We start from the raw sequence: 23,900 nt of genomic DNA on the forward strand, positions 1-23,900 counted from the left end.
TTTATGAAAAATGGCGTACTAAATGCGTATTTCAGCCGAGTATTGCCTATTAGGGGGCTATACCCATTCGAAAAAATTGGCACACACCATTCAGCCGGGGTTTTTGTTATCCGTGCAAAGGTCTCTACTTGTTTATTTAAGAAATATTTAAGTTTCTGTGGTTAGCATCAGTTATCCCAGTTTACTTTTAGTCAGTTTCCACTCTTGATTTTTGCAGACCGCGCAGGGTTTAGGGGATTCTTAATGACAACAAAATCTACCTGTTTTTATGGCTAGTTTTTCGAAATAATAATTTATGAACAACTAAACAACCACCAGCTAAAGCTGGTAGGTTTATATTTAGGGCTAAGTCCGGATACAGGTCGTAAGACCCGTTAAGTTCAGGCCTCCTTTTTTAAAAGCATCGTCTCCTTTCAGAACCTCATAGCGATACTTCGTGACAAACACAAAATGATATGGAATCTTAAAAACAGTGTGGCTTCCATAGCTGTATTCCATAATCCCTCCTTCTTCTCAGTTCATAAAAAAATCGGCACTATGGCCGGTTTTTTATGGGATAACCAAACCTGAGTTACAAGGAACCGACTGAATTCAATTCTTGGAATGCTTGCTCCAAACGGGCCACCATACCAACCTCACCTGCACGTTGCCAAGCACGCGGGTCATAGTATTTTTTATTGGGCTTATCGGCGCCTTCAGGGTTGCCGATTTGGCCTTGTAAATAACCCTCATTTTTCTTGTAGTATTCCATCACCGCCGCCCAGGTCGCCCATTGGGTATCGGTGTCTATATTCATTTTGACTACGCCATAGCTGATGGATGCTTTGATCTCTTCTGGGGTTGAACCTGAACCGCCGTGGAAAACAAAGTTCAAGGTGTTTCTAGCCAATCCATACTTTTCTGAAACATATTTTTGGGAATTTGCCAAGATGGTCGGAGTTAACTTGACATTCCCCGGCATGTAAACACCGTGCACATTCCCAAAAGAAGCCGCAATCGTAAAACGATGGCTGATTTTGCTCAGTTCTTCGTATGAATAAGCTACATCTTCGGGTTGGGTATACAGTAAGGAATGATCCATGCCGCTATTGTCAACGCCATCTTCCTCCCCACCCGTCACACCTAATTCAATTTCTAGGGTCATATCCATCTTGGACATGCGCTTTAGGTAGTGTCCGCAAGTCTCAATATTTTCTTTCAGGCTTTCTTCAGACAAGTCCAGCATGTGTGAACTGAACAGCGGTTTTCCGGTATTGGCAAAATGCTTTTCGCCAGCATCCAGCAAACCGTCAATCCAAGGGAGCAGTTTTTTTGCCGCATGGTCGGTATGAAGGATGACAGGTACGCCATAATGTACAGCCATGATATGGACATGCTGGGCACCGGAAATCGCGCCTAAAATAGCATTTTGTTGGCCTTCCAGCTTCAGTCCTTTACCGGCATAAAATTGTGCGCCACCGTTTGAGAACTGGATAATGACAGGGGATTTAACTTTGGCCGCCGCTTCTAATACGGTATTGATGGTATCCGTGTTGATGACGTTGACAGCAGGCAACGCAAAACTATTTTCTTTGCAGATTGCAAAGACTTTCTGCACATCTTCACCGGTTACAACGCCGGGTTTAACAACATCTAAAATTTTCTGTGACATAGCAATTATTCGAGTGGGTATAAATTAAAAACGCCCCGACACACAGTGCCGGAGCGATAATGTTTTTGGACAAACAAGAAGTTAGGTATAAGCGCTAACTATCCTTCACGCAGGAACGGATTCTTCGTGCTCAAGTTTGGCAAGCCGTGCTGACAGCAATTCTTCAAGAGATTCCAATGCCTTCTCGAAACCCAAGATACCTTCAGACAACTTGTCAGAAGCCATCCGGTTTTCTTTGTGCATACTGTCGAATGTGGCCTTATCCATCGTGATTTTTTCGATAGGCGCTTGCGCTGCCGTTTGTGGATCCAATTTACGTGGCAATTCACCTTCTGTTGACTGCAATTCTGCCAATAAGGATGGGGCAATCGTCAATAAATCAACACCAGCAAGTTCGGTGATTTCGCCGATATTACGGAAGCTCGCGCCCATAACTTCAGTCTTGTAGCCGAATTTTTTATAGTAATTGTAAAGCTCGGTCACTGAAAGAACGCCTGGATCTTCTGCAGACGGATACGAATCGCGGCCCGTATCTTTTTTATACCAGTCCAAGATACGTCCAACAAAAGGAGAAATCAAGGTGATGCCGTTTTCTGCACACGCGATTGCTTGGTGTAGGCCAAACAATAAGGTCAGGTTACAGTGGATACCTTCTTTTTCCAATACTGCCGCCGCTTGAATGCCTTCCCAAGTTGATGCAATTTTTATCAGCACACGCTCTTTGGAAATGCCTTTCTCCTGATATTGGGCAATTAATTCGCGGCCTTTTGCGATCGTTGCTGCTGTATCATAAGAAAGCCTCGCGTCCACTTCTGTTGAAACGCGGCCTGGAATAATTTCAAGTATTTTCAGGCCGAAAGAGACAGCCAAGCGGTCAAACGCCAAGGAAGCGACTTGTGCGGATGTTGCATCATTTCCGAGCTTGTTTCTGGCAGCTTTCAGCGTATCATCAACAATATCTTGGTACTGGGGCATCTGCGCCGCCGCAGTAATCAGCGATGGGTTAGTGGTTGCGTCTTGTGGTTTGAAAGTTTCAATGGCTTGTAAATCGCCAGTATCGGACACAACAACAGTCATTTCTCTGAGTTGTTCAAGTAAATTCTTTGCCATAATTTGTACCTTTCATAAAGTTAGAATTCTTTTTGGGGATAAGATGCTACCACAGAACCATACAAAAGTGAAGATTGCAGGGTGTCAACACAACTTAAGTTACAGTTTGTTTTCACGCATCTTCAATGCCTAAGTCCGCTCAATCATGGGCTTAGCTAGTAAACCAGCCTATTTTAAAAAGCCCTGCTCAACAAATATCGATCAACACCTGTGGGTACTGATATTAACGATTGCTTTACCGATCCTACTTGTTTCTCAAGATACCGTGACACACCTGTTATACTTTCCTTTGCTACGGTAACGACAGCGCCCTGCTTTTCAAGATACCTTGAAACGCCAGTTGCGGAAGCAAAGTCATTTGCTGGGATAAACTCACCTTCCAAGCACTTTTCAACCTCAGCACTTGCTACCACTTGTTCTTGGGCACTCCTACTATGACCGAGCAGTTTAACTGCACCCTTGTCTAGCTGTGTATGTTTATCCATATATTTGGCTACACCTGACAGAACCGGTTTGTTGCTGTCAATCACTGCCTGTGCTGATAAATACCGGGCTACGCCACTTTGCACAAGTTTTCCATTAGGTGCAGAGGTTGTTGCAACCGATGGATGTTTCGACAAATACTTGGCCACGCCAGTAGGATTCGGTTTTTTAGTCAGCATCACTGATTGTTCACGCAGATATCTACCAACTTTGCTGATAGGGGGTTTTTGGCTATCCAAAGCTATCTTTTTGGCTAGATATTTGGACACTCCTGTGGCTTTAGGTCTTTTTTTTGACAATTCTACCTGTTCTTGTAAATAACGGCCTACACGAGTTGTGGCGGACGCTTCTTCCTCATGATCTTCTTGTTCGTTATGTACCGACGAATACCTTGTGGCCTCATAAGCGGCTTCGGCAGCTTCCCTTGCGGTGCTAGCCGCCGCTTCCTCTTCATCCCGGTATTTTTGGATCATAGCAACCGCAACCTTTTTTCTAACCAATAAGTCCTGTTCCGCCTCATACCTTGCAACCCCGGTTAACGCAGCAAAATTTCTAGCAGCCAAATCTTGATTGGCTAAATATTTATCAACACCTGTCTTTTTACGGACAGGCGCTTCTTTAGCCGCTTTGGCAAGATATTTGGATACACCCGTTGGCGCTGGTGCGTTTCTCTCAGATATAGATTGCCGCAATACATATTTTGCCACGCTGGTCATGGGTTGCTTTTCTTTTTTTTTCATGTACTTAGCAACACTTGTAACCAAAGGTGTCGATACCAAATATCTGGCAACACCCGTAAGACCCTTCGGCTCAGCTTTTACAACCATCGGTAATTGTTGTGGCTTGTCTTGTTGAATCTCCTGGACTTTGGCTCGTTTTCCAAATATAAAAAAGCCAGTCATTGCAGGAATAACTGCCCCGCCAAAGTTTTGTTGATTCATCTATTACCCCTTGTTACGCATGTATTTTTCAACACCTGTAGCGGCTTGGCTTGCAGTCGATTTAGCTGATGAAACTTGACTTGCAAGATATTTTGCTACGCCAGTCGCGGATGCAGCAGGTGCCTTTTTTTCTAAATACCTTGTTACACCAGTTCCAGAAGTTTTAAGCACATATTTAGCCACACCCGTAAGTCCGCCTGGGCTTTTTGCAGCACTAGAGGCACTACTTTTTTGTCCGGCCGCCGCTGCTACCACAGCAGATCCCTTCTTGAACAGTACGTACCCAGCCACGGCCAATACGATTAAACCAAGCAAATAGCCTGCCGATGACCCGTTTTTTGGAGCCGCAGACGCAGCACTTGAGGAAGCGCTAGAATCGTCGCTAGATGACGAGGCCGAACTGGGGCTTGATGAACCTGTGTGCTTGTATTCTGCGTCAGAATATAGAACTTTAGGCTCGAAGTTTGCGGCAGGATATTGGGAATCGCCACTACTCGATGCCGACGAGGAAGTAGATCCCGCTGTTGCGCTGCTTTCAGCCTGCTTTGCGGCATCTTCATCCTGATAAACCACTTTGGGTTGAAAATCAGATGCCGGATATTTATCTTCTGCACCCACTACGGTACTAACCAGCAGTAGTGCTGCAAATACACTTTTGGTCAAATCATTATTTTTCACGCTGTTCACCCTATGAGTCGTAATAAATAGACAGGAGCCTTAGAACGTTAAACCAACTTAATTCAACCACTAAGGCATTCTGTCCGTTGTATGCAATTATTTAAAGCCTTGTCTTGTTGTGATTAAAGAACCGCTTCCACATGTTTAACCACATTTTCAACTGTAAAACCAAACTCCTTGAAAAGCGCTCCTGCAGGCGCAGATTCGCCAAATCGGTTTAATCCAACAATTTTGCCATTTGTACCCACGTACTTCCACCATCCATCCGTTACGCCCGCTTCCACAGCGACACGTTTGCTGACCGCAGAAGGCAATACAGATTCACGGTAGGCTTCATCTTGGGCATCAAACAAGTTTGTCGATGGCATGGAGACAACACGGATTTTTTTGCCCTTTGCCGCCAATTCATCTGCCGCTTTTAATGCCAGTTCCACTTCCGAGCCTGTGGCAATGATGATTGCTTCAGGTGTGCCATTACAGTCTTTCAGGATGTATCCTCCTCGATAAATGGCTTTTATTTGCTCCTGTGTACGAGGCACATGTGGCAAATTCTGGCGAGAGAAAACCAGAATGGTAGGCCCATCCTTACGCTCTATTGCCGCCCTCCATGAAGCTGCTGTCTCCACTGCATCACAGGGACGCCATACCTGGATATTGGGAATCAACCGCAAGGTGGCAGTCTGCTCTACGGGTTGATGGGTAGGGCCATCTTCTCCAAGCCCAATAGAATCATGCGTATAGACAAAAATGGAACGGATTTTCATCAAAGACGCCATACGCAAAGCATTTCGGGCATACTCTGAGAACATTAAAAATGTAGCGCCAAAGGGAATCAGGCCGCCATGTAGTGTAAGGCCGTTCAGAATGGCAGACATCCCAAATTCGCGGACACCATAATTGACGTAATTGGCATCAGGCCTGTTTGCCCGCATCGGCTTGTGGCCTGACCATTCCGTCATATTGGACGTACCCAGATCAGCCGAACCGCCAAAAAGTTCCGGGAGCAGTTTTGCGTAACCCTCAATCGAAGCGAGTGAAGAAAGCCTAGTCGAGGTCGTTTTTGCCTCGTCATTCACAGCATTGATAAATGTATCCGCATCCACAGACCAATTTTTAGGCAAATCACCGTTCATACGCCGTTCAAATTCCGCCGCCAATTCAGGATAAGCGGATTTATACGCGGCAAACTTAGTATTCCAGTCTTGTTCAGACTTTGCGCCTTTTGCCTTTGCATCCCATCCGGCATAGACATGACCTGGAATTTCAAATGCGCCATGATCCCAACCTAGCGCCGCTTTAGTCAAGTTAATTTCAGCATCCCCAAGCGCGGCACCATGACACGCATGGGTGCCTGCCTTATTGGGTGAACCAAAACCAATTGTGGTTTTGCAGCAAATCATTGTAGGCATGTCGGTCATCGCCTTAGCCATTTCAATGGCCTTGGCTACAGCATTTGCGTCATGGCCATCGACATCGGCCATTACATGCCAGCCATAAGCCTCAAAGCGCTTAGGCGTATTGTCGGTGAACCAGCCTTCTACATGCCCGTCGATGGAGATACCATTATCATCCCAGAACGCTATCAAGTTACCTAAACCCAGTGTTCCGGCCAGTGAACAGGCTTCGTGGGAGATACCTTCCATCAAGCAACCGTCACCCAGGAACACATAGGTTTTATGATCAACGATTTTGTGGCCGTCTTTATTAAAATGGGCAGCCAACGCCTTTTCGGCTATTGCCATTCCAACCGCGTTCGTGATTCCTTGACCGAGGGGCCCCGTGGTGGTTTCGATACCGGGCGCATAGCCATACTCAGGGTGGCCTGGCGTTTTGGAATGCAATTGACGGAAATTTTTTAGTTCTTCGATGGGAAGTTCATAACCAGTCAGATGCAATAGTGAATAAATCAACATCGAACCATGCCCATTGGACAGGACAAAGCGGTCACGGTTGGCCCACTTGGGGTTGACCGGATTGTGCCGCATGTGGTCATTCCACAGCACTTCGGCTATATCCGCCATACCCATGGGTGCGCCTGGATGTCCAGAATTTGCTTTTTGAACGGCATCCATGCTCAAAGCGCGTATGGCGTTCGCTAGTTCACGACGCGAAGTCATAGTAATCTCCCGTTATAATTTTTCTTAGTGCGGCCTTCACGTTTGCCAGGCTAGCCACATCAGATTTCTTGTTATTTGACCCACGCAAAATACGAACGAATAGTCATCGCCATTCATTCATAAAATCAATGGGTTATTCCAAATTGGCGTGCCTTTCCCTCATCACCTCTTCGGCGATCCCTTTCTCATGTATTATGTGCGAAATAATGGCTTCCAAAAAAATTAAGGTGGACAGTTCGAAAACCGTACCCATTGGCATGCCTACCACTTTTCCATATTGGTCGGGACTACCAACGGCAAACACAGCATCAGCCATATCACCGATCGTCGAGCTACTTTTGGCGGAGACCAAAACAATCTTGGCACCTACCTTTTTTGCACTTTTGGTAAAGGCGATCAATTGCTCGGTTTCACCAGAACCTGAGATTATGACCAACAAATCCCCGCCCTTGATGCTTGGCGTCACAATTTCGCCGACAACGCTGACATCATAGCCACCATGCACCAACCGCATCGCAAAAAAATTGCCGACCAGCTTGGAACGCCCTGCACCAGCTATAAATATACGCCTTGCGCTATCAAGCATCTCTGTCAGCTTGGCATCATGCGACCTGTCGGTCGCATCCAGGATGCTTGATATTTTATCTATGATAAGTTTCTGATGCATACGAGTCCCTTGTTATGCAGCATCAACCAATTCACGAATCTCACGGGCTGCTTCTGCAGGCGATGGCGCACCGTAGATTGCCGCACCAACAACAATAATGTTCGCGCCAGCATGGACGACATCTTGGGCTGTTGATTGCTTGATTCCGCCAGCGACTGAAATCCTGACATTCAGGCCTAATTTAGCTATATCATTCAAATCCACGAATGGGGAATGACCGGCAGCTTGCGCGTCTAGTCCGGTATGGACACCCACAATGTGTGCGCCAATGTCAGAACACGCTCTTGCACAGCCTATTTTGTCATCAACATTGATAAGGTCGACTTGGGCTTCTGCACCATGTGCATTTGCTGCTTTGACAAAGCCAGCAATGGTTGCAATACCGGACACGCCGAGTACTGTGCAGATATCGGCACCTGCCGCATAAAAAGGCGTGGCTTCATATTCGCCAGCGTCCATTGTTTTCAGGTCAACAAGAATCAGTTTATCTGGAAATCTTGCCCGCAATTCTCTTACGAGGTTAACACCGTTGTGTTTAATGCAAGGAGTCCCGATTTCAAAAATGTCAACATAAGGAGCTACTTGGGTAGCAAGCCCTACTGTTTGATCGAAATCTAAAGAATCTAATGCCATTTGTATTAATGGTTTTGCCATGGTACGTGCTCCGAAGGTTATAATAATAGTCGCTTACATATTCGTTATGCGGCGGTAACTTTAAAGTAGAAAGGGGACAGATGTCAATGCCCAATGCTCAATACCACTACGACTCAACAGTAAATACGGTTATCCAATAAGCAAAATAATTGCCTGTTCAATGACCGTAAATACTTCTGTCAGTCGGGATTAAAGAGGGGGGTATCGACTAGCCGCTACCTTCGTCCGATCAAGACCGCATGAGGATAACGAAAAAATCCTCAAACTGCTAAAGATTACGACTCCATTATATATCAAAACAAAGGCCACTCCACCTTTCAATATCCTGTTAGGGATAATTATAATTCTCGCGTAGCGCTGAATTTAATATCCGGCCAGCGTTCTTCGGTGAGTTGCAGATTGACCCGGCTAGTCGCCAGATAAACTAGATAACCACTCCCGTCTTCTGCCAAGCTCTCAAATGCCCTGCCCTTAAATTCTTCGAGTTTGGCGGATTTGCCTGAACTCACCCAACGCACCGTAGAAATAGCCACATTGCCATAAACGCATTCTACATTGTACTCAGCTTTTAGTCGGTACGCCGTCACATCAAACTGCAAAATGCCTACGGCTCCCAATATAAGGTCATTATTTTTTAGTGGCTTGAATAATTGGGTCGCACCTTCTTCGGTCAACTGTACCAAACCTTTCTGTAAGGCTTTCGCCCGCAAAGGATCTTTTAATACAACACGCCGGAACAGTTCCGGGGCAAAATAAGGGATTCCACCATACTTCAGGGTTTCGCCTTGCGTAAACGTATCGCCGACCTGAATCGTACCGTGATTATGAAGGCCGATAATATCACCGGGATAGGCTTCCTCGACATTCTTTCTGGTGTCCGCTTGAAAAGTAATGGCATTGCTGACTTGAATTTGCTTGCCAATACGGACGTGATTGATCTTCATGCCCTTATCGAATTTGCCCGAGCATACCCGCAAAAATGCAACCCTGTCCCGGTGTGCGGGATCCATGTTGGCCTGAACCTTGAAAACAAAACCGGTGAACTTGTCTTCTTCCGGTGCAACAGATCGTTGTTCCGCCTGTCTTGGCCTGGGCGATGGCGCAAATTCGGCAAAAGCGTCCAACAATTCCAGAATCCCGAAATTGTTGATCGCAGAACCGAAAAACACAGGCGTCAGCTTACCTGCCAAATAGTCGAAATGATCGAATTCATGGCTCGCACCTTTGACCAAATCAATCTCGTCCCTGAGTTCGTCGGCCTGGTCTTTCAGCAACTCGTCCAGTTTTGGATTATCCAAGCCTTTAATGACTTCAGCGGCAGCTATACGTCCACCATGCTGGGCGCTGAACAGATGAATTTCGTCTTTATATAAATGGTACACACCTTTGAAACGCTTGCCCATGCCTATCGGCCAAGTCATGGGCGCACACTTTATATTCAGGACACTTTCCACCTCATCCATCAATTCAATAGGTTCCTTCCCCTCCCTATCCAGCTTATTGATGAACGTAAGGATGGGCGTAGCCCGCAAACGGCAGACTTCCATCAGGTTAATAGTCCGCTCTTCGACGCCCTTGGCAACATCAATCACCATCAACGCCGAATCGACCGCCGTGAGGGTGCGGTAAGTATCTTCAGAAAAATCTTCATGCCCAGGCGTATCCAGCAAATTCACGATACAGCCTTTATGCTCAAACTGCATGACCGAAGTGGTCACCGAAATGCCACGTTCCTTTTCCATCTCCATCCAGTCCGATGTCGCATGGCGGGCCGCTTTCCGTCCCTTTACCGAACCGGCAAGCTGAATAGCCCCCCCAAACAGCAACAGTTTTTCTGTCAGTGTGGTTTTCCCCGCATCGGGGTGGGAAATGATGGCAAACGTGCGCCGCCGTTTTGATTCTGAAGTTATTTCTGTTTGTGACATATGTAGTATGAAAAATATTTACCCTTATAAGGTACATATCGTTGAATGTAAGGGGCACACGGTAGTGCGTCCCGCTTGACTGAATGATTAGGCATTATTTGGCGGAGACTGCTATTGGCCTAGTGCCTCAGCGCGTTGCTTAGTGATTGAATAAAGGCAGCCAAAAAACTCAAGCGGCCATATTGACCCACCCTCAGATAGCCTTGCTTCCTCTTTGCATTTGGGATCTCTTTGTTTGAGCCATGCGCTGCTCTAGTCTAAGAAGTTGCTGTTTCTTTGGTGTACGTGAAAGCATGATTTTTTGTATTTATCATTCAATGATCTGTCTGCAGCTTTGAAGTCCCTGACAGCGCAGGCGTTCATTTCCTGTTGATTGCCACTGTAATTGCATTGAATGCCGGGAGCATCCTCAGCGGCAGAAACACTAGGGGAAGACATGATCCGCACCACAGACCTTGCAGCCGTATACCGAAAACCCATTGACTTCGCACAAAGCAAAGACACTCTGCGAATTCCCACAAACTGGGCATTTATGTTCACTCATGGCTTTCTCACATTCTTTCATCACGACGACACGAGCACGTCTTTCACAAAACTCCAAGAGTGATCATTTTTTCGGGCGTCACGGCCACGCACAACCCTGATCACCAAATCCAATTGTTCGGTATGAGGCTTAATTTCCAGCACAATGTCCTGCTGCTGCAGTGCCGCCAACTCAAACTGCCGGCTCGTGACTAACTCGCCATTACTACAATCAATCCCAATAAACTCGAACCTCACGCCCTGCGAAATAGGACTAGACACCCCAATACACATTGACAGCACAGACATCCCGGCTACATCCAGCTGCTCAAACATAACAACCGTGGCACCTGATCTTCCAGGAACCAACCATAACTGACCTTCTCGAACGGCTACAGAATAAGCGCTCTCTGCCTGTAATACCTTCGCGGCACTAGGCGAAATCTCATATCTATCCGAACGGCGGTATCGGGAACGAAACGCATCAAGCTCCAGCTCAGACAAATAACCTTGCCGAACCATTTGATTGCCGCAAATCTTGATAAACATGGCGCGCTGATCATCCGCCCATCCCGCCGTCTCCAGCGTAAATTCAGCATTAGTGCTGCTTTTCCACTCACACGCAGCAATCACCATAAAACGCAATAGCTCTTTTCTTGCCTCACTGGAAAGCAATAAATGTTTCGCCAACAGACCGGCCACTTCTGATGGCGTCTCGACCAATTGCTCATGCTCAATTTCGACAATCCGCTCTTGCGGTAGCCCGGTACGTATGCGCCCCCAAGCTTCTCCGCACTGCGCCCAATTGCGACAACACTGCTCAAAATCCACGTCAAAATATTTGACAGCCGAAATTACATTACGGATGCCATTTCGCTTTAGATAAATGACTCGACTATGTGGAAAAATCTCTAATAATCTCGGCAAAGCCTCAATCATGCCAACGTTGACGGTTTTATCCACCCAGCGACCTGTGCCATAGATATTCTGGTAATATAGCCGAAAAATCTCTGCCACCTTGCCACGCAAATCCATCTCATCAATTTGAGCGACCGTATTTCCCGGAATAGCAAGCATCCCCATGTTTCGCATCAACTGGTAATAGCCCGCCACCTGAGCATCCAGATCAACCAACAAGGGCAAGATATGGCCTTCCGCCCCGCCGACCAAACCCGCCCCCCGAATCAAAGCTTCACAGACAAACGATGAGCCGGTACGTGGCGCCCCCACAATAAATACAGGTTGGTTACGATCAAGCACGGCTCAGTTGGCCTCCCGCGTTATCCCGCAATCATTCTTTTCTGCCACGCACATCCACCCCAGAGTATCGTCCGCATCCATATCTCGTTTATCCAACCAAAGCGCAAACCGATTGATCACTCTAGTCAAGAGTGTAGTTGGCTTTCCTCGCACTGAAAGATGATCTAGATAAACCTGACCGAGTAAAGAATAAACACCTCCGCATGGGTGCAAATCCAAAACTCTAAATCCAGCCGAATCAAGGCTTTTCTCCAATCCATACCGAGTAAACCGCCAATAATCGAAAGGTATCTCATGATGCCGCCATTGCATCGGGACGCTAATTATCAGGCGCCCTGATGGCCGCAAAAGTCTCGCACAGCTTAGGCGATATGATTTAAAGTCAAAAACATGCTCCAGAACTTGGGACGAAAGGATCGTATCTATACTTCCATCCGGCAAAGGTACTCGCCCATCAACATCAAGCTCTATGTCCAATACTACACCGCTGGCTGCCGCCACATCGGCTCCAATGTATCTGGTAATGTAGGGCTGAAAAAATGCCTTGTATGGCTGCCCCCCACATCCGTAATCAAGCATCACACCGCTGGCTGCAGGCGCAGCGCATGTCGCTATCCATGTGTTCAGATGGCTTAATGCAATGTAGTGATGACTATCTCGATCCACCTCGATTGAACGCATGCGCTCCAATCCGTGCAGAACTGATTTGATATCGGCTCCCATTTAACCTTCCTCAGCTAACCATGTACAAGGATGAAGAAATTTCCCCCAAGTCGGATGCGGCGCACGAACAGAGAAAGGCAAGCAAATACCTGTCATGGCAAGGTTAATAGCTGGAGGGTGACGAGCAAAAAATGATCGCATAAAATGCCTAACGCTTAATGAAATTGTAGCTTGATAAAACGGAAGTATAAATTTAATCAGGCAATCTTTCTCTAACCCTATATTTCGCTCGGAAAATGGTTTTATATCAAATTTAAAGCCGCGAATTCTACCGAATTTGTTAGGGTTAAGGAAATCAATCACCAGAGTATTTTTATTTTTTAGATGAAGATACGCACTTTTCCTAAGCTTAAGACTGCCACCGTCCACTGATAACCGTACTCCATTTCCCCAGTGATTTCAGTATGGTCGATATATTAATCACCCACCACACAGCGACCGCACCGTAGCCGTAATGAATGGCAAACAGCCAGCAACATGGAATACGTAGGATATTCAAAGGCGCTGACCAATAAAAAATGGCCTTGGTTTTGCCCGCGCCACTGAGAATTCCCTCGGCCAGCGCTTCATAAGCGACAAATAGTTGCGAAAACGCCAACACCTGTGCATAAAGTACCGCTTGTTCCAATACTTTCGCATCATTAGTGAACATCCCGGACAATACTTCCGCACCCCACCAGAATACGGCTGAGGCTAATAAACCGCTTAAGGTCATCATCCTGAAGGCCAGATGTATGGCTTGTTTTGCTTTAGCTAGTTCCCCCGCGCCCAAGCAACGCCCAACAATGCTGGCAATCCCCATAGAAAACCCCCAAAATACGGGCCAGGTAAAACCTTCCAGTACTGAAAACCCGATGCCCAAAGCCGCATTAACCGCAGGCCCTAAGGGTGAAATAACCCATCGTAGCAATGCCCAGTAAACTCCGGCGAATACCAATGTTCCCCAGCACATGGGCAGACCCACTTTAATAATTTTTAGCGCATAATTATTCAGGCGAAAAGTTTTTTTATCGAAGCCTTTCGTTCGTGACAACAGGATAAGTCCTATCGCCACTGCAACGGTTTGACTAATGCCTGTCGCCATCGCCGCGCCGCCTATACCAAAATCAAGCGCATAGATGCACACAGGATTCAGCAAGAAATTGAGCGCCGAGGCCGTGACTTGCAAAACCAAAACGACTTTAGTTCGCCCATACGCGATAAATATGGCGTCCAAGGTCGGCATGACAGCTTGCGGCAAGCAATAAACCGCATGCCAACGCAGGTAGGTTTCAGCTTGCTTGGCAAGGTCATTCTGTAAACCCAAGCTTCTGACTGTCCAGGGTGCCAATGTGCCGCTAGCGCCCAAAATAACAATCCCTGCTAACGCCGCAGCCGTTAAAGCACTGCCAATGAGACGCTTTTGCTCCTGTACGTCCTCACTTCCGACCGCACGGGCGACCAACGAGATAGCACCAGACGCAAATATGGTATAGCCAGCAAAAAATGCTATCAGTACGAACGTGCAGGAGGCAATTGCGGCTTGGGCATCGACCCCTAACCATTGCACCGCATGTTGGTCTATGACGCGATAGGCATTATTCAACATCGCCGATAATGCTGCGGGAAAGGTCAAAAAGATCAGGCTTTTGCTACTGATTCTGTCCGTGCGGATGGGGGTAGCTGCCCCTTGATTTTTTTTCATCTATGATTCGGTGAATGAGGTAGTGCAGATGTCCGATTGCGTAGGGGCTGGCCTTGTGTCTGCCCAAAGGCCTTGTGCCTGCCCTTTAGGCTTCAAGGCAACCTCAAGAGGGCAACCACAAGGGTTGCCCCTACATAAGGGAACCCCTAAAAATTCAAACACCTCCTTCTCCCTCTGGGAGAAGGTCGGGATGAGGATTTTAAAATCAGATGCTTACATCCCTCACCCTAGCCATCTCCCAGAGGGAGAGGGGATTTTTAGAGGTTCCCATAAATATACGTAACACCAGTTGGCTAATTCAACCCCTCACTTTCTCGTCTGAGTCCGCCATAAGTTAACAATTTCTTCCACGTCAAGGTCATTCGGGCCTTCCCGCCAACTGGTGAAATAATCGACATCATTGCTTTTCGGCTCTGGATTAGGACGATAAATTTGCACACGGGTAGGCAACGGCGCCGCTTCTCCTAATACCAGCGCTTCACCACGGCCTAATGAAGTCAAAATGTCAGTCAGATCACCCTCAGCTTCTGGAACCAAACCTTTAATGTAGGCCTGATCATCAGGATTGGTGGTGCGTAAACAGATAAATGAACTACATTGCGCCAGCATCGTTTCCGACAATTCGGTAGGCCGCTGGCTCACCACGCCGATCGACACCCCATACTTCCTGCCCTCTTTGGCAATGCGTTCCATCATTCTTTTGGTGCCTTCAAATTGGCCACCTTTTTCCCTGGGAATATAGGCATGGGCTTCCTCGCAAATCAAAGTAATGGGAAACTCGCGCCGCCGTGGATTCCAATAATTAAACTCGTAGGCCAATCGACCAACCTGTGCTGAAACGGCTGGCCTGATATCGGTAGGAACGGAACTTAAATCAATCACCGTAATATTCGCTTTTTTCGTACCAAGACCCACAAATTGCCGCAACAAGTCCGTCATGCTGCCTGAATTATTGCGAATTTTCGGTTTGAGCAAAAAATCGTAACGGACATCATTAAACCGGCTCTGCATCCTGATCAGAAATTCGTCAAATTGCCCGAATAAAGGGCCGGTTACTTTTCCGAATTCTTTCCTTTCCTCATTGGCAATCTTGAACTGCATGTACAATTCCGCCAGGGAAAAATAAATCGGCGTGTCGATGGTGACTGTCGTCACCATACCGATTTGCTTGGCTTCTTTGCGCTTTAGTTGTTGCAATATCTCTCGCATAAAAGACATCTGCATCGTTGCGGCGCTATCATCCCGATCGATAAACAAATCCACCAGTTCGGCATACGTCATCAGCCAATAAGGCATTTCCATTTCCATCGCATCGACGTATTGCACGGCATCATCGGGAAAAGCTGAATGCACAGTGCCATCGTTATCTTTCCAACAATATTCACCATGTAAATCCAGCAAAATGATATGGGTCTTCGGCATGGCTTTAATGGTGTTTTGAATCAAGCTGGTCACCGCCCATGATTTACCCGAACCGGATTGTCCAAGGATCGCAAAATGACGGCCAAACAGCGCCCTGGGATCAAGGCCTAAGTGATAGTCTTTATGGGATGCCAACTGCCCGATAAAGAATTGATATTCCCGAAATTTCGAAAAAATCGCATTGATTTCTTCGAGCCCGACCGCGTAAACTTTCGCGCCCGGTGTCGGATAATGCCGGACTCCACGCACGAATGTGCCATTCTCCTGTATCTCACCGACCGGTATCAACGCAATAAAGCGATCCGTCACACGCCTATCTGACCTGTCGAAATGATCTCTCCCCCACATCTTGAAAATCAACGCCAATACATTGATATTCTTTTGTTTGATAACCGTATACGAGCCTATCTGACCCGCCAACATAGCTTCACCATCTATGGTGATAATGGGAAGATCGCCCGAATGTTCCTGTGCAATGCGCGCTTCCATCCCATCGCCACGGACTTCAGTTAAATAACCGATAAGAATGCTGGATTGTTGTGCTGACATGTCCTGACCTATTCGTGTAAAGTACGATAAGCTTAGACCAGTTTTGAGAGGAGTTAAAACCTTAATACGCTTTGCTTGATGAAATGGTATTAATTAAGGCATCCCTGAACAATTCGATTCCGTCCGTCCTGAGCCTATCGAAAGGCTTAATCAAAGAATTAATGTGGGACTAAACACATAGCCTATCTTTCTACCCATTCGTAAAGTTCGGTTAACGCAGGGTCGCATTTACAGCAACCTGACGTGCATGAAGTGCCCGATGGCAACTTTCTGACGTAACCCTTATTGATCCATTTACCCAACATGCCCCGTAAGGCATCCGCATCAATATTGAACCGAGTCTCCATATCCTTTAACGCTACGCGCTTTTGCTCTTTTAGATAGCCTCGTAAATCGGACAGAATCATTGCATAGCCCCCTGTACATGACCTGTGCGTGAGTTTCTTCCGAGCAGCCAAAGACCGGACAACACTGAAGCAAACGCCAGGATTAAGCCGGTTATCCAAACCAGGGAATACTCGGGATGCTGGTTATAGGTCATCACTTGATAAAAGACAGCTGCGGTTATGTAGGCTATACCCGTCGTCCAAAGCACGACGAACACTGTCCAATTAAGACTGGTTTCCCTGAAAATTGCTGCGGTCGCGGTCACGCAAGGCGCGTAGAGTAGAATAAACAACAAATAGGCAAACGCCCCTGTCTTGCCATCAAAACTTTTCTGCATAGCCGCAAAGGTGGCAGTTTGGACTTCCTGTTCGCTGGCTGCGGCTTCCAAATCCTGCACATTGCCAATGTTAAGACCCAAGGGATCCAGTACGTTATCAGCTAGTTTCCCCAAATTTTCGGGAATAGTCTTACAGGCATTGACTAAAGCTACACTAAGGATAAACGGCGGTTTATCGGAAGATTCGGCAACTGCTGCACCCAGTTGGCCGTATAAGGCATCTAACGTACCGACGACCGCTTCTTTGGCCAGCACCCCGGTAAAAATGCCCACGGTAGCAGGCCAATTATCATTGTTTATCCCCATGGGTTTAAACAAAGGGGTAAGGCTTTTTCCTATAGCGCTGAGTACGGATTTATTGCTGTTTTCATGCCCCAATGAACCATCGGTACCCAGGGCATTAAGAAAATTGAGCACCAACACCATCGGTACGATCACCTTACCAGCATTGAACAGGAATGACCGTAGCCGATCCCACGTCCTAGTCAAAACGCCTCTTAAGGTCGGTAAGTGATACGTTGGCAATTCCATGATAAACGGCATCGACTCGCCCTTGAATAAGGTATGCCGCATAATCAAACCGGTCAAAACAGCAACTGCAATGCCCAACAGATATAATCCAAAAACCATGTTTTGTCCGCCCGTCGGGAAAAACGCGGCGGCAAACAAGGCGTAAACGGGCAACCGTGCGCCACAAGACATGAACGGGTTCATCAGGTTGGTAAGTATCCTGTCCCGCTGGCTTTCAAGCGTACGTGTCGCCATAATGGCGGGTACATTACACCCGAAACCGACAATCATGGGCACAAAAGATTTACCGGGCAAACCGATCATCCGCATAAACCTGTCCATCACAAAAGCGGCTCGTGCCATGTAGCCGGAGTCTTCTAAGGCTGACAGAAACAGGAAGAGAAAACCGACTATGGGGATAAAAGTGGCAACCACTTGTATCCCGCCACCTGCGCCATTAGCGACCAACACAATCAACCATTGCGGCCAATTCAATTTGCCCAGTTGTTCGGCAAATCCATCAACTAATATCGCGCCTACGGCCTGGTCGAAAAAATCTATAAATGCGCTGCCCATGTTAATCGTAAACATGAACATCGCATACATCACCATCAAAAAGACGGGAATGCCCAAAAACCGGTTTAACACGATACGATCAATCTTATCGGTGGTACGTCTTCCTACATCGGTTAATCGGCAAACAGCGGATTGTGTCAGTTGATTGACAAAGCCATAACGGGCATCGGCCGCCAGTATGTCGATTTCATCATCGGCCTCATCTTCGACCCTGTTTTGCAATTCCGAAACTAACGACAATATCACGGGATTAGCGATTTGTTTAGCCAAGGTATCGCCTTCTAGCAAGCGAACCGCCAGCCAACGTAAATTACATGAATTGTGGCCGAAGGGTTTCAGCGCCGACGAAAGTTCGTTAATCGCTTGTTCCAAGGATGATGGATAATGAATTTTTGCGGTGGGTACAGGCTTGTTTAATACGGCGTGATTGACTACCTCTTTCAAGTTTATTATGCCGTTCTTGCTCGCCGCTGAAATCGCCACAACCGGACATCCCAACTGTTGGGAAATAAATCCAACGTCTATTTTGATGCCCCGCTGTTTGACAATGTCCATCATATTGAGCACCAAAATCATCGGCACCCTCATTTCAAGTAGCTGGGAAGTCAGATAAAGATTTCGTTCTATGTTAGAGGCATCAACAATATTGACGATAAGGTCAGCATTGCCTGAGGCGGCATAATCTCTGGCAACTTTCTCGTCCAAAGATACTTGATCGTCAGATGATTCAAGCGAGTAAGTCCCCGGCAGGTCTACAACTCGTATCAGTTGATTATTAAAACGGTATTCACCGGTTTTTTTTTCTACAGTGACTCCCGGCCAGTTGCCGACTTGTTGCCTGGCTCCGGTGAGTGCGTTAAAAAGCGTGGATTTTCCGCAATTAGGGTTACCGACCACCCCCACCGTAAAACTTTTCAGCATCAAAGCCTCTCGATCTGCAAAACGGCGGCTTCATCCTTACGAAGTGTGAGCGAAAATCCCCGTAATTTGATCTCAACCGGATCGCCCATTGGCGCGAATCTAGTAACGCTGAATTCTGTGCCGGGGGTCAACCCCATCGCCAGTAATTTCTTGCGATACGCCCTGCCCGTCGGTTCAAAGCCAACGATTTTGGCTAAATCGCCAATAACAAGATTTTTCAAACCCATAACATAGTGTCCACCCGATAATTAACAGACAATGATTATTAGAGATATCAACAGGAATCAATAATCATTCTCATTAATATCAACTATATCATATCTACAAGACTAATCAAATCAACTTATGTGTGGGACGAGGCTTAAATTAGGGGATTTTGAATTCCCAAGAGACATTGGTTTTTATAGCAAAGATCGGACACGCACGTTAGGCCGATACAAAAGCTTGTCCAGGACAGTTTAAATTGATCTTTTTTCTTATCGTATCGCTGGCCAGCAAGGATGTCCTATTCCAAATGGGAAGGGAATTAACTAAGGTTGGAATTTTTAAGGGGAGGCTGCAAGCTGCAAAAAGATTTAGATTATTTTATTTAAGGCGGCATTCTCACAAACACCACCTTATTAATGTTTTTGTAGGGAAATAAATCGCGGAGATCAGCCGATTATTTTAAAGCGGTTACTAGACTCATCAACCCGGTCGCGAAGTTCTTTACCAGGCTTAAAATGTGGGACGAATTTCTTGGATAATTGAACTGACTCGCCTGTTTTCGGGTTTCGGCCTACGCGGGGCGGGCGCATGTGCAAAGAGAAACTGCCAAATCCCCTGATTTCGATCCGTTCACCAGAAGACAAAGCCTGATTCATTTTCTCTATGATACATTTTACTGCCAATTCAACATCTTTAATTGGCAAATGGGGTTGCTGTTTAGCAAGCGCTTCAATTAATTCAGATTTCGTCACATTCTATCCTGCAAAAACGAAAGAAAACATGGGGATTATTACTCAAATAACCCTTAAATAATAGCTTATTTTTCTATTTGTTTAAAAATGTCTGCAAAAGTAGGTGCTCCCGCCGATTGCTGAGAATGATCTTTGATCGTGGTAGCTTCTTCATCGTGATCCTTCGCTTTTATAGACAATGAAATTGACTTGCTTTTCTTGTCTACACCAATGAATTTGGCTTCGACTTTATCACCTTCTTTTAACAGGGTACGGGCATCTTCAACACGGTCACGTTGAATTTCAGAAGCGCGGATATAGCCTTCAACATTATCCGCCAAAATAACCACTGCACCTTTTGCATCGACCTCCTTGATAACTCCTTTTGTCAGGCTACCTTTTTCATTGGTCGCCAGAAAGTTTTGGAATGGATCCTGTTCGAGCTGCTTAATGCCCAATGAGATACGTTCGCGCTCAGCATCAACCGCCAAAATCACAGTCTCAAGTTCATCACCTTTTTTGAAATCCCGAACCGATGCCTCGCCATCTTCCGCCCAAGATATATCAGACGTATGGACTAAACCGTCAATACCGCCATCCAAACCAATAAATATGCCGAAATCGGTAATGGACTTGATTTTTCCGGAGATTTTATCGCCTTTGTTGTGCGTTGCTGCGAATTCATCCCAAGGGTTGGTTTTGCATTGTTTCATGCCCAAAGAAATTCGGCGGCGTTCTTCGTCAATTTCCAGGATCATGACTTCGACATCCTCACCCAATTGGACAAGTTTGGATGGATTGACATTTTTGTTGGTCCAATCCATTTCCGAGACGTGAACCAAGCCTTCTACACCTTCTTCAATCTCAACAAAACAGCCATAATCGGTCAGGTTATTGACCTTGCCAAATGCCCGCGAGCTGGCTGGATAACGGCGGGCGATATTTTGCCAAGGATCTTCACCCATTTGCTTCATGCCTAAGGAAACACGATTCTTGTCCTTGTCGTATTTCATGACCTTAACTTTGATTTCTTGTCCGATCTCAACACATTCGGAAGGATGCCTTACACGCTTCCACGCCATATCGGTGATATGCAACAGGCCGTCGATACCGCCAAGGTCTATGAAAGCGCCGTAGTCGGTCAGGTTTTTCACAACACCGGTAACAATTGCACCTTCTTCCAGCGTTTTTAGCAATTCTTCCCGTTCTGCGCTGTATTCTTTTTCAACCACTGCCCGGCGCGAAAGCACAACGTTATTGCGTTTTTGGTCGATTTTTATGACCTTAAACTCTAAATCGCGGTTTTCCAGGAACGTGGTGTCCCTAATAGGGCGGACATCAACCAACGACCCTGGCAAAAAGGCGCGTAAAGCACCCACTGCAACGGTAAAACCGCCGCGAACCCTGCCGTTGATTTGACCGATGATTGTCGCTTGTTTCTCATAAGCGCTTTCCAATTCGGACCATGCCTTGTTTTTCTTTGCTTTATCCCTGGAAAGCAAGGTGGCACCCAGACCGTCTTCAAATAAATCAAGGGCAACTTCAATTTCGTCGCCTATCTTAACTTCTAACTCACCCTTGTTATCCAAAAATTGCCATTTTGGAATGACACCTTCTGATTTGGATTGCGTACTGACGATGACCATATCGTTTTCGATATCAATAACCGTACCAACCAACATTGATCCTGGACTCATTTGAGTCTGTTTCAAACTTTCTTCAAGTAATTCAGCAAAGCTTTCGCTCATTTCATATTCCCAGGCCCGTCATAAACTAAACGAGCCTTCATCTAATTAAAAAAGGTTAAAAAACGCAAAACGATAGTATGTGCTTACATAGCTAAACGCTGCGGGACTAAACTCAGCACCTGGTCAATGACTGCTTCTATGGTCATGGCAGATGAATCGATGTAAAAGGCATCTTCTGCCTGGACTAAAGGGGCTGTTTTTCGTCCCTTATCGCGGCAGTCACGCTCTTCTATCTCTCTGGTTATCCGTCGAATACTAACATCAATTCCTTTTCCCATCAACTGTTTATATCTTCTTTCAGCCCTTTCGGCGGCACTTGCGGTTAAAAAAACCTTGATGTCGGCATCAGGAAAGACGATGGTTCCCATGTCGCGGCCATCTGCAACCAATCCCGGTGGCTTCTTAAAATCCTTTTGTTTTTGCAGCAATACCTGCCTTACTTCAGGTATTGCCGCAACTATGGAGGCCACATTTCCGGTCGCTTCCGTGCCTAACTGGGCCGTTATGTCTTTGCCGTTTAATTTAACAATCAGCTCATCATTGCATTCGAATGCCAGTTCTATGGCCTGGGCTATTTGCAAGATTTCGCTTTCATTACTTAGATCGGCATTCCTTTGTAATAAAGCAATTGCCAGTGATCGGTAAAAGGAGCCGCTGTCCAGGTAATTCCAGTCCAATTTTTTCGCCACTATCCGGCTGATAGTACCCTTACCGGCCCCGCTTGGCCCATCAATAGTCAAAACGGGGATGTGCATTAACAGCCCTTAACGTCTGCGCCATCTTCACAGGTTAAAGCCAAGCCCAAGTTTCTTGCCAGTTCCTTAAATTCAGGGAACGAGGTATTGACATTGGCACAATCCAAAATGGTGATAGGGGCGCTGGCACACAGCCCGGCGATAGCAAATGCCATCGCTATGCGATGATCACCATGCGATGTCACTACACCGCCGCCTATTTTTCCTCCACCCTGGATTAGCATTCCATCTGGGGTGGGTTTTGCAGCTACACCCAATATTTGTAAACCATCCACCATGACCTGAATGCGGTCTGACTCCTTAACCCTGAGCTCTTCCGCACCGCTTAGCCGGGTTTGCCCTTCTGCATAGGCAGCCGCCACAAATAGCACAGGAAATTCATCAATCGCCAGAGGCACCAGCTCTTCAGGAATATCTATGCCTTTTAGCGGCTTATAAACAACATGCAAATCTGCCACAGGTTCGCCGCCCACCACGCGCTCATTCAAGATCTCGATACTTGCACCCATCAATCGCAATATCGAGATAACACCCGTGCGGGTAGGATTAATACCGACATGTTTTAGTAAGATGCCTGAACCGGGAGCAATTGAAGCGCCCACCAGGAAAAATGCCGCCGACGATATATCGCTGGGTACGTCGATATCTGTTGCGGTCAATTTTCCTTCAGCGGTAATGCTGACTTTACTGCCCTGCTGTTTAACGGGATATGAAAATCCTGACAACATGCGCTCGGTATGGTCGCGGGTTGGCGCTGGCTCGGTGACACTGGTTTCGCCCTGGGCATACATGCCCGCCAATAATAAGCAGGACTTAACCTGGGCGCTGGCCATCGGCATGGTGTAATCAATTCCCTGCAACTGCCCTGCCTGACCGGTTATGACCAACGGCGCAGTGCCTTTCTCCGTGGCCTTGATGTCCGCGCCCATAGCAGCCAAGGGTTCGGTTACCCGCTTCATAGGACGGCCTGACAATGATTTGTCGCCGGTTAACACCGTATTGAAGGGTTGTCCCGCCAAAAGGCCGCTCAACAGCCGCATAGATGTCCCCGAATTACCCAAATACAACTCTTTTTGCGGTGGCTTTAGCCCATGCTTACCCACACCATGAATCGTCACACAACCATCAATCGGGCCTTCGATGTGTACGCCCATATCCCGGAATGCTTGCAAGGTCGCCAGGGCATCTTCGGCTTCCAGAAACCCCTTAACATGGGTAACACCCTCGGCTAATGAACCTAACATAATAGATCGATGTGACATGGATTTGTCACCCGGCACCCGTGCCTCACCACGTAATTGCCCGCCTGGTTGGACTATAAATGTGATTGTTTTTGACATGG

Annotated in this window: 20 protein-coding genes and 2 pseudogenes; all 22 read right to left on the reverse strand. The window is 46.8% G+C overall.

Annotated elements, in window-relative coordinates; translation table 11 throughout:
* Positions 1 to 393 precede the first annotated feature (393 nt).
* Positions 394 to 498, reverse strand: a pseudogene (locus ACLQ6D_RS01250) (transposase); the annotation flags it as partial.
* A 73-nt stretch (positions 499 to 571) separates the two neighbouring features.
* Positions 572 to 1,651, reverse strand: coding sequence for a class II fructose-bisphosphate aldolase (gene fbaA / locus ACLQ6D_RS01255; RefSeq protein WP_411725431.1), 1,080 nt, complete (start codon positions 1,649 to 1,651; stop codon positions 572 to 574).
* Between the two features lie 105 nt (positions 1,652 to 1,756).
* Positions 1,757 to 2,761 carry a transaldolase gene (locus ACLQ6D_RS01260; protein WP_411725432.1) on the reverse strand — a complete coding sequence of 335 codons (1,005 nt, stop codon included), beginning with the start codon at positions 2,759 to 2,761 and terminating at the stop codon, positions 1,757 to 1,759.
* A gap of 173 nt (positions 2,762 to 2,934) precedes the next feature.
* On the reverse strand, positions 2,935 to 4,185 hold the full coding sequence (locus ACLQ6D_RS01265) for a hypothetical protein (RefSeq protein ID WP_411725433.1): 1,251 nt from the start codon (positions 4,183 to 4,185) through the stop codon (positions 2,935 to 2,937).
* Between the two features lie 3 nt (positions 4,186 to 4,188).
* A complete protein-coding gene (locus ACLQ6D_RS01270; protein WP_411725434.1) occupies positions 4,189 to 4,863 on the reverse strand; it encodes a hypothetical protein in 675 nt (224 codons plus the stop codon).
* Positions 4,864 to 4,985: 122 nt separating this feature from the next.
* Positions 4,986 to 6,980 carry a transketolase gene (gene tkt, locus ACLQ6D_RS01275; protein WP_411725435.1) on the reverse strand — a complete coding sequence of 665 codons (1,995 nt, stop codon included), beginning with the start codon at positions 6,978 to 6,980 and terminating at the stop codon, positions 4,986 to 4,988.
* Positions 6,981 to 7,113: 133 nt separating this feature from the next.
* The gene (gene hxlB, locus ACLQ6D_RS01280; RefSeq protein ID WP_411725436.1) at positions 7,114 to 7,647 is read right to left on the reverse strand and encodes a 6-phospho-3-hexuloisomerase; all 534 of its coding nucleotides are present in this window, start codon (positions 7,645 to 7,647) and stop codon (positions 7,114 to 7,116) included.
* Positions 7,648 to 7,659: 12 nt separating this feature from the next.
* A complete protein-coding gene (gene hxlA, locus ACLQ6D_RS01285) occupies positions 7,660 to 8,301 on the reverse strand; it encodes a 3-hexulose-6-phosphate synthase (protein WP_411725438.1) in 642 nt (213 codons plus the stop codon).
* A 338-nt stretch (positions 8,302 to 8,639) separates the two neighbouring features.
* Positions 8,640 to 10,226, reverse strand: a complete 1,587-nt coding sequence (locus ACLQ6D_RS01290; RefSeq protein ID WP_411725439.1) for a peptide chain release factor 3 — start codon at positions 10,224 to 10,226, stop codon at positions 8,640 to 8,642.
* A 111-nt stretch (positions 10,227 to 10,337) separates the two neighbouring features.
* Positions 10,338 to 10,706: pseudogene (locus ACLQ6D_RS01295) on the reverse strand (lysozyme inhibitor LprI family protein).
* A gap of 84 nt (positions 10,707 to 10,790) precedes the next feature.
* Positions 10,791 to 12,008: a sulfotransferase family protein gene (locus ACLQ6D_RS01300; RefSeq protein WP_411725440.1), complete on the reverse strand. Its 1,218-nt coding sequence runs from the start codon at positions 12,006 to 12,008 to the stop codon at positions 10,791 to 10,793.
* Between the two features lie 3 nt (positions 12,009 to 12,011).
* Positions 12,012 to 12,731: a methyltransferase domain-containing protein gene (locus tag ACLQ6D_RS01305; RefSeq protein WP_411725441.1), complete on the reverse strand. Its 720-nt coding sequence runs from the start codon at positions 12,729 to 12,731 to the stop codon at positions 12,012 to 12,014.
* Positions 12,732 to 13,100, reverse strand: a complete 369-nt coding sequence (locus tag ACLQ6D_RS01310; protein ID WP_411725442.1) for a hypothetical protein — start codon at positions 13,098 to 13,100, stop codon at positions 12,732 to 12,734. It lies immediately after the preceding gene.
* Positions 13,081 to 14,415 carry an MATE family efflux transporter gene (locus ACLQ6D_RS01315; RefSeq protein ID WP_411725443.1) on the reverse strand — a complete coding sequence of 445 codons (1,335 nt, stop codon included), beginning with the start codon at positions 14,413 to 14,415 and terminating at the stop codon, positions 13,081 to 13,083. Before ACLQ6D_RS01315 ends, ACLQ6D_RS01310 begins: the two co-directional genes overlap by 20 nt.
* A gap of 306 nt (positions 14,416 to 14,721) precedes the next feature.
* Complete coding sequence (locus tag ACLQ6D_RS01320; protein ID WP_411725444.1) at positions 14,722 to 16,386, reverse strand: ATP-binding protein; 1,665 nt, start codon at positions 16,384 to 16,386, stop codon at positions 14,722 to 14,724.
* A gap of 182 nt (positions 16,387 to 16,568) precedes the next feature.
* Entirely contained in the window at positions 16,569 to 16,793 is a 225-nt protein-coding gene (locus tag ACLQ6D_RS01325) for a FeoC-like transcriptional regulator (RefSeq protein WP_411725445.1), read from the reverse strand.
* The gene (gene feoB, locus ACLQ6D_RS01330) at positions 16,790 to 19,117 is read right to left on the reverse strand and encodes a Fe(2+) transporter permease subunit FeoB (RefSeq protein ID WP_411725446.1); all 2,328 of its coding nucleotides are present in this window, start codon (positions 19,115 to 19,117) and stop codon (positions 16,790 to 16,792) included. The genes ACLQ6D_RS01325 and feoB overlap by 4 nt, the downstream gene beginning before the upstream one ends.
* Positions 19,117 to 19,344, reverse strand: coding sequence for a FeoA family protein (locus tag ACLQ6D_RS01335; protein ID WP_411725447.1), 228 nt, complete (start codon positions 19,342 to 19,344; stop codon positions 19,117 to 19,119). Before ACLQ6D_RS01335 ends, feoB begins: the two co-directional genes overlap by 1 nt.
* Positions 19,345 to 19,770: 426 nt before the next feature.
* Positions 19,771 to 20,076, reverse strand: coding sequence for an integration host factor subunit beta (locus ACLQ6D_RS01340; RefSeq protein ID WP_411725449.1), 306 nt, complete (start codon positions 20,074 to 20,076; stop codon positions 19,771 to 19,773).
* A gap of 65 nt (positions 20,077 to 20,141) precedes the next feature.
* Complete coding sequence (rpsA, locus tag ACLQ6D_RS01345; protein WP_411725450.1) at positions 20,142 to 21,803, reverse strand: 30S ribosomal protein S1; 1,662 nt, start codon at positions 21,801 to 21,803, stop codon at positions 20,142 to 20,144.
* An 83-nt stretch (positions 21,804 to 21,886) separates the two neighbouring features.
* The gene (cmk, locus tag ACLQ6D_RS01350) at positions 21,887 to 22,558 is read right to left on the reverse strand and encodes a (d)CMP kinase (protein WP_411725451.1); all 672 of its coding nucleotides are present in this window, start codon (positions 22,556 to 22,558) and stop codon (positions 21,887 to 21,889) included.
* Positions 22,558 to 23,898: a 3-phosphoshikimate 1-carboxyvinyltransferase gene (gene aroA / locus ACLQ6D_RS01355; protein WP_411725452.1), complete on the reverse strand. Its 1,341-nt coding sequence runs from the start codon at positions 23,896 to 23,898 to the stop codon at positions 22,558 to 22,560. Before aroA ends, cmk begins: the two co-directional genes overlap by 1 nt.
* Between the last annotated feature and the right edge of the window lie 2 nt (positions 23,899 to 23,900).

It is taken from the genome of Methyloglobulus sp. (genome assembly GCF_046714055.1).
Lineage (GTDB): Bacteria > Pseudomonadota > Gammaproteobacteria > Methylococcales > Methylomonadaceae > Methyloglobulus.